The sequence below is a fragment of the Streptococcus oralis genome (assembly GCF_001579175.1).
GTDB classification, from domain to species: domain Bacteria; phylum Bacillota; class Bacilli; order Lactobacillales; family Streptococcaceae; genus Streptococcus; species Streptococcus oralis_O.
In genome coordinates, this window is record NZ_KQ970759.1 from 362,761 (window position 1) to 369,928 (window position 7,168).

7 protein-coding genes and 1 pseudogene are annotated in these 7,168 nt (G+C 42.9%); 4 read left to right on the top strand and 4 right to left on the bottom strand.

The features are described from left to right. Positions 1-474, bottom strand: a 474-nt coding sequence (locus SORDD24_RS01850) for an FAD-dependent oxidoreductase (protein WP_196757258.1), incomplete at its 3' end; no start/stop codon positions are given. A gap of 266 nt (positions 475-740) precedes the next feature. Between SORDD24_RS01850 and SORDD24_RS01855 the strand changes: the two genes are divergently transcribed. The 4 genes from SORDD24_RS01855 (at position 741) to metG (ending at position 5,992) form a co-directional block, all read left to right on the top strand. Beyond that, positions 741-1,925, top strand: coding sequence for an efflux RND transporter periplasmic adaptor subunit (locus SORDD24_RS01855; protein WP_061406944.1), 1,185 nt, complete (start codon positions 741-743; stop codon positions 1,923-1,925). Continuing rightward, positions 1,909-2,610 carry an ABC transporter ATP-binding protein gene (locus SORDD24_RS01860; RefSeq protein WP_033629580.1) on the top strand — a complete coding sequence of 234 codons (702 nt, stop codon included), beginning with the start codon at positions 1,909-1,911 and terminating at the stop codon, positions 2,608-2,610. The genes SORDD24_RS01855 and SORDD24_RS01860 overlap by 17 nt, the downstream gene beginning before the upstream one ends. A gap of 1 nt (position 2,611) precedes the next feature. After that, positions 2,612-3,871: an ABC transporter permease gene (locus tag SORDD24_RS01865; RefSeq protein ID WP_061406947.1), complete on the top strand. Its 1,260-nt coding sequence runs from the start codon at positions 2,612-2,614 to the stop codon at positions 3,869-3,871. A 123-nt stretch (positions 3,872-3,994) separates the two neighbouring features. Then, positions 3,995-5,992 (top strand): methionine--tRNA ligase, encoded by a 1,998-nt coding sequence (gene metG / locus SORDD24_RS01870; protein ID WP_061406949.1) that lies wholly within the window; start codon positions 3,995-3,997, stop codon positions 5,990-5,992. Positions 5,993-6,008: 16 nt separating this feature from the next. Here metG and SORDD24_RS01875 read toward each other — a convergent pair whose 3' ends face one another. The 3 genes and pseudogenes from SORDD24_RS01875 to SORDD24_RS11535 form a co-directional block, all read right to left on the bottom strand. Then, positions 6,009-6,542 (bottom strand): DNA topology modulation protein, encoded by a 534-nt coding sequence (locus SORDD24_RS01875; protein WP_061406950.1) that lies wholly within the window; start codon positions 6,540-6,542, stop codon positions 6,009-6,011. Positions 6,543-6,594: 52 nt separating this feature from the next. Further along, a complete protein-coding gene (gene rpsT / locus SORDD24_RS01880) occupies positions 6,595-6,831 on the bottom strand; it encodes a 30S ribosomal protein S20 (RefSeq protein WP_001274000.1) in 237 nt (78 codons plus the stop codon). Positions 6,832-6,898: 67 nt separating this feature from the next. Continuing rightward, a pseudogene (locus tag SORDD24_RS11535) lies at positions 6,899-7,168 on the bottom strand (type I pantothenate kinase); the annotation flags it as partial.

Consider the following 7,168-nt stretch of genomic DNA (forward strand, 5'->3'; position numbering starts at 1 on the left):
ATCGTCTGAGCTACCACCGAGTTCAGCTCCAGGAATAGTTGGGATGCTTGGACGAGCGCCAGTCGCAATCACGATATGCTTGGCACGAATCAATTCACCATTGACGCTAACGGTGTGGGAATCAACAAAATGAGCACGACCTTCAATCAAATCAACACCGTTGCGCTTGAAACTTCCATCATAAGACGAGCGGGCACGATCGATGTAGGCTTCACGGTTTTGACGAAGTTTAGCAAAATCAAATTGAACATCTGAACTTGTAAAACCATAGTCAGGGCTGTAGTGGTGGAAGCTTTCAGCGATTTGAGCTCCATACCACATGATTTTCTTAGGAACACAGCCAACGTTGACACAAGTTCCACCTATTTTTTTCTCTTCGATAACAGCTGCTTTGGCGCCGTGCTCACCAGCTCGGTTCATAGTGGCGATGCCGCCACTCCCTCCACCGATGGCGATGATATCATATTCTCTCATAGAAAACTCCTTATAGCTTTGATAGTCATATTCTATCGTTTTTATTTTTTGAATGCAAAAATCTGCTACGTTTAAAAAAATTACAAAAACACTTGCCATTTTTTTAAAGATAGTGTATTATATATCTAGTACAATAATCCAAAAACAAATACCGAACGAAATATTTCTCCTGAACTGTCATTGTTTCTCTCTGAACGATCATTGTATGGATCTAGTATTTTTGATATAATGGTTTTTGTAAGGCAAAAATATAAAGGAGCTTGAAAATGAAAAGAAATAAAAAGGCAAAAAAATGGCAATTATACACAGCGATTGGTGTTGCAAGTGCTATTGTTATCGGTGCTGTGGCGATTATGATTTTTAGACAACCATCCCATTCGGTTGTCCAGGATGAGACCTCTCATATCGTTGTTGCCAAGGAAGGTTCCGTTGCCTCATCGGTTCTCTTGTCAGGTACCGTCACAGCAAAAAATGAACAATACGTTTATTTTGATGCTAGCAAGGGAGATTTGGATGAAATCCTTGTTTCAGTTGGCGACAAGGTTGAAGAAGGGCAAGCGTTGGTGAAATACAGCAGTGCCGATGCCCAAGCTGCCTATGATGCAGCCAGTCGAGCAGTTGCAAAGGCAGACCGTCATATCGAGGAGTTAAAAAAAGCTCGTGAAAATGCATCAGCTGCACCAGCTTCTCCACAGGTTCCAACAGAAGCTGGACTCCCAGAACAAGCGCAAGCAGCGACTTCTTCAGTATCTTCTATTGATTCTCAAATCAGTGATGCCAAGGATAACCGTGCAGATGCTGTGGCTCAGCTCAACAAGGCTCAAGCTCAGCTAGATGCTGCAACTGTCCTCAGTACACTAGAAGGGACTGTAGTTGAAGTTAATCGTAATGTTTCCAAATCGCCAACAGGTAATAGTCAAGTGGTAGTACATGTCGTAAGTAATGAAAACTTGCAGGTCAAAGGGGAGCTGTCTGAATACAACCTTGCCAACCTCTCTGTAGGTCAAGAAGTTACCTTCACTTCGAAGGTTTATCAAGATAAGAGCTGGACAGGTAAAATCAGCTATATTTCTGATTATCCTAAAAACAACGGAGAAGCAGCAAATGCAGCCCTTGGAGGGAATACTGGATCTAAGTACCCTTATACTGTTGATGTGTCTAGCGATATCGGTGAGTTGAAACAAGGCTTCTCAGTCAGCGTTGAAGTCAAAAACAAAAGTAAAGCCATCCTTGTTCCTTTGACAAGTGTTGTTACCGAAAATGACAAAAACTATGTCTGGCTCGTTGACGACCAGAAAAAAGCGAAGAAGGTAGAAGTTACTTTGGGGAATGCGGACGCAGACAACCAAGAAATTACTTCAGGTTTGACAGACGGTGCCAAGGTCATCAGTAATCCAACATCTTCCTTGGAAGAAGGAAAAGAGGTGAAGGCTGATGAAGAAACTAATTAGTCTAAAAAATATCTGTAGGAGTTATCGAAATGGTGACCAAGAACTGCAGGTCCTAAAAAATATTAACTTAGAAGTTCAAGAAGGTGAGTTTGTCGCCATTATGGGACCGTCCGGTTCTGGTAAATCTACTTTGATGAATACCATTGGAATGCTGGATACACCAACCAGTGGAGAGTACTACCTTGAAGGGCAAGAAGTTGCAGGTCTTGGAGAGAAACAACTGGCCAAGGTCCGTAACCAGCAAATCGGCTTTGTCTTTCAGCAGTTCTTTCTCTTGTCCAAACTCAATGCGCTTCAAAACGTTGAATTGCCCTTGATTTACGCTGGTGTTTCGGCTTCAAAACGACGGAAATTGGCTGAGGAATTTCTGGAAAAGGTTGAGCTAACGGAGCGCAGTCATCATTTGCCTTCCGAGTTATCAGGTGGTCAAAAGCAACGTGTAGCGATTGCCCGTGCCTTGGTAAACAATCCCTCTATCATCCTAGCAGACGAACCGACAGGAGCCTTGGATACCAAGACGGGAAATCAAATTATGCAACTGTTGGTGGAGTTAAACAAGGAAGGGAAAACCATTATCATGGTCACGCATGAACCTGAGATTGCTGCCTATGCCAAACGCCAGATTGTCATTCGCGATGGTGTTATCTCATCAGACAGCGCCCCAGTAGAAAAGGAGGAAAACTAAGATGCAGAATCTGAAATTTGCCTTTTCATCTATCATGGCTCATAAGATGCGTTCCTTCCTCACCATGATCGGGATTATCATCGGAGTTTCGTCTGTCGTCGTCATCATGGCTCTGGGAGATTCCATGTCTCGTCAGGTCAATAAAAACATGACCAAATCACAAAAGGATATTCATGTCTTTTTCTCTCCTATCAAGAGCAAGGATGGCTCCTTTACTCAGCGCCAGTCAGCTTTGACGGTCAGTGGGAAAGAAGAGGATGTTCATGTTGAACCACCAAAACCACTCGAATCTTGGGTCAAGGAGGCTGCCAAACTCAAAGGAGTAGACAGTTACTATGTCACTAACTCGACTAACGTCACCCTGTCTTATAAGGATAAGAAGGTTGAACGGGCGACTTTGACTGGTGGAAATAGCACCTACATGAACGCAGTTGAAAATGAGATCGTTGCTGGTAGAAGTCTAAGACAGCAAGACTACAAGGAATTTGCCAGTGTGATTTTGTTGGACGAAGAACTAGCTAAGAGCTTGTTTGATAGTCCAGAAGCCGCTATTAACCAAATTATCTCTGTTAATGAATTTAGTTACCGTGTGATTGGCGTTTATACTAGCAATGAAGCTAAAACTGCTAAAGCCTTTGGGATTGGTGGTCTTCCAATTACGACCAATATCTCTCTCGCAGCCAATTTTAATACTGATGAAATCTCGAACATCGTCTTTCGTGTCAATGATACTAGTCTAACGCAGACCTTGGGTCCAGAGTTGGCTCGAAAACTGACTGAGATTGCAGGTCTTCAGCAAGGGGAGTACCAAGTTGCGGACGCCACTGCCGCCTTCCAAGAGGTACAACAACTATTTGGTTTTATGACCACTGTTATCAGTGCCATAGCAGGAATCTCTCTCTTTGTCGGGGGAACTGGTGTTATGAATATCATGCTGGTTTCGGTGACAGAACGTACGCGTGAGATTGGTCTGCGGAAGGCTCTTGGAGCAACACGGGCTAATATCTTAGTTCAGTTTTTGATTGAGTCCATGATCTTGACCTTGCTAGGTGGTGTCATCGGCCTAGTCAGTGCAGCAGGCTTAACAATGTTAGCGGGTATCTTATTGCAAAATATGATTGCAGGTATCGAAGTTGGGGTTTCCCTCCCAATTGCTCTCTTTAGCTTGGCTGTGTCAGCTAGCGTTGGTATGATCTTCGGAGTCTTGCCAGCCAATAAAGCCTCTAAGCTTGATCCAATCGAAGCCCTTCGCTATGAATAAGATAAACAAGATAGACATTTGTCTATCTTGTTTTTGTATGGATTTCTCTATCGAAAATCACCGAAAATATGATATAATGAAGTATTAGAAAAACAGGTTTCATTAGCCTGGAAAGGAAAAATTATGTCTGAAAAGAATTTTTATATTACAACACCGATTTACTATCCATCTGGGAAACTTCACATCGGTTCTGCCTACACAACCATTGCTTGTGATGTTTTAGCACGTTACAAACGCCTTATGGGCTACGATGTTTTTTATCTGACAGGTTTAGATGAGCATGGTCAAAAGATTCAGCAAAAAGCGGAAGAAGCTGGCATCACACCTCAAGCTTATGTTGATGGGATGGCGGTTGGAGTCAAAGAACTCTGGAAATTACTCGATATCTCATACGATAAATTTATCCGTACAACGGATGACTATCATGAAAAAGTAGTGGCTCAGGTCTTTGAACGCTTGCTTGCTCAAGATGATATCTACTTGGGTGAATACTCTGGTTGGTATTCAGTCTCAGATGAGGAATTCTTTACAGAAAGCCAACTTGCGGAAGTTTTCCGTGACGAAGCTGGAAATGTAACTGGCGGTATCGCACCATCAGGTCACGAGGTTGAATGGGTTTCAGAAGAATCTTATTTCCTTCGCCTCAGCAAATACCAAGACCGTTTGGTCGAATTTTTCAAATCTCATCCTGAATTTATCACTCCTGATGGTCGCCTTAATGAAATGCTTCGCAACTTTATCGAGCCAGGTTTAGAAGATTTGGCAGTTTCTCGTACAACCTTTACCTGGGGTGTGCCAGTCCCATCAAATCCAAAACACGTTGTCTATGTTTGGATTGATGCTCTTCTTAACTATGCGACTGCTCTTGGTTACGGTCAAGATGAGCACGGTAACTTTGACAAGTTCTGGAACGGAACAGTCTTCCAAATGGTCGGAAAAGACATCCTTCGTTTCCACTCCATCTACTGGCCAATCCTTCTTATGATGTTGGATATCAAATTGCCAGACCGCTTGATTGCCCACGGTTGGTTTGTCATGAAAGACGGTAAGATGTCTAAGTCTAAAGGGAATGTCGTTTATCCTGAAATGTTGGTAGAGCGCTATGGCCTCGATCCACTTCGTTACTACCTCATGCGTAGCCTTCCAGTTGGTTCAGACGGAACCTTCACTCCAGAGGACTATGTAGGCCGTATCAACTATGAATTGGCAAATGACCTTGGAAATCTCCTCAACCGTACGGTTTCTATGATTAACAAGTATTTTGATGGGCAAATTCCAGCCTATGTAGAGGGTGTAACAGAGTTTGATAATGCTCTTGCTGAGGTTGCAGAACAATCAATCGCAGACTACCATACACACATGGAAGCAGTTGACTACCCACGCGCTCTTGAAGCAGTCTGGACTCTTATCTCTCGTACCAACAAATACATCGATGAGACTGCTCCATGGGTCTTGGCCAAGGATGAAGCTCTCCGTGACCAATTAGCAAGTGTGATGAGCCACTTAGCGGCTAGCCTTCGTGTCGTAGCTCACTTGATTGAGCCATTTATGATGGAAACCAGTCGTGCAGTCTTGACACAACTTGGTCTAGCAGAAGTTTCTAGCCTTGAAAACTTGAGCCTGGCTGATTTCCCTGCAGATGTAACAGTAGTTGCTAAAGGAACACCAATCTTCCCACGTCTGGATATGGAAGAAGAAATTGCCTATATTAAGGAACAAATGGAAGGCAACAAACCAACCGTTGAAAAAGAATGGAATCCAGAAGAAGTCGAACTCAAACTCAACAAGGAAGAAATCAAGTTTGAAGACTTCGATAAGGTTGAAATTCGTGTCGCAGAAGTCAAAGAAGTTTCGAAAGTGGAAGGTTCTGATAAGTTGCTTCAATTCCGCTTGGATGCTGGTGATGGTGAAGACCGTCAAATCCTCTCAGGAATTGCCAAATACTATCCAAACGAACAAGAATTGGTCGGCAAGAAGGTACAAATCGTTGCCAACCTCAAACCACGCAAGATGATGAAAAAATATGTCAGCCAAGGGATGATTCTCTCAGCTGAACATGATGGCAAATTAACCCTTCTCACAGTTGATCCAGCTGTACCAAACGGAAGTGTGATTGGCTAATAGCAAAAAACCAACGTTAGACACGTTGGTTTTTCTTGTTGTTTGCGAGATTTTCTAAGAAGTGGTCCATTTCCTTTTGAGCCCGGAGGACAATTACTTTCTCTGGATAGGTTTCTTGAATCCCCTTGTAGCGTTCCTTAGCGGATTTGCTCCGCCCATCCCAGAGAATCCATCGGATAAATTCCAAGTCAAAGCGTTCAGGACAACCTGCAGCCATACTTTCTCGGACTTGACCTCTGTATTTGAGATAACGCTTAAAGGCCCTCAGTAAACAAGTCCAGGGTGAAAAATTGAGGAAGATGATTTGGTCAGCTTCCAGCATTCTTTCTTCATAGCAACACCAAGAGTAGTTGCCGTCGATGACCCAGTCTGAGTGATTAGTGAGGAAGTTTTTCATCTCGGCTTTCATCCAATCACGATCACTGTCTTGCCAGCCTGGTTGAAATTGGAGGGTGTCTATATGCAGTTTGGGAATTGAGTAGAACTGGGATAACTTTTGTGCCAGGGTTGATTTCCCAGCTCCAGAATAGCCGATGATTGCGATTTTCATTTTCTACCTTTTCGTAATGGAGGACAAAAAAACAGCCTCGGTGGACTGTTTCTTATTTAGCAAGTTTAGCTGAAAGACGAGCTTTATCGCGGCTTGCTTTGTTTTTATGAATCAAACCTTTAGTTTCTGCTTTGTCGATAGCTGAGCTAGCAGCACGGAAAAGTTCTTCAGAAGGGTTTGCTTCGAAAGCTTTGATAGCAGTACGCATAGCTGATTTTTGAGCTGAGTTTTTTTCGTTTTGTTTAACGTTCAATTCAGCGCGTTTGATAGCTGATTTAATGTTTGCCAATGTTCTTACCTCCATATTTACTAACTATACTATTATATCTGAAAACTTATGTTTTGACAAGGGGAAATTATTTTTTTAGGTAAATTTCATCGATTTCATGGTTTTTAGCCTTGTGGAGAATAACCTCGGCCCGATTCCTTGTTGGTTCAATATAGTTTTGTAGATTTGTAAGGTTGATATCACTCCATACTTGGTGGGCAAAAGACTCTACTTCCCCTATTGGCATTTGCGTAAAGTGGTGGTAGTAGCTGTCTGGATCGTTTTGGGCAAAGCTGAGAAGTTTCAAAAAGCGGTCTAAATACCAGCTTTCAATGTCTTCGACAGCGGCGTCTACGTA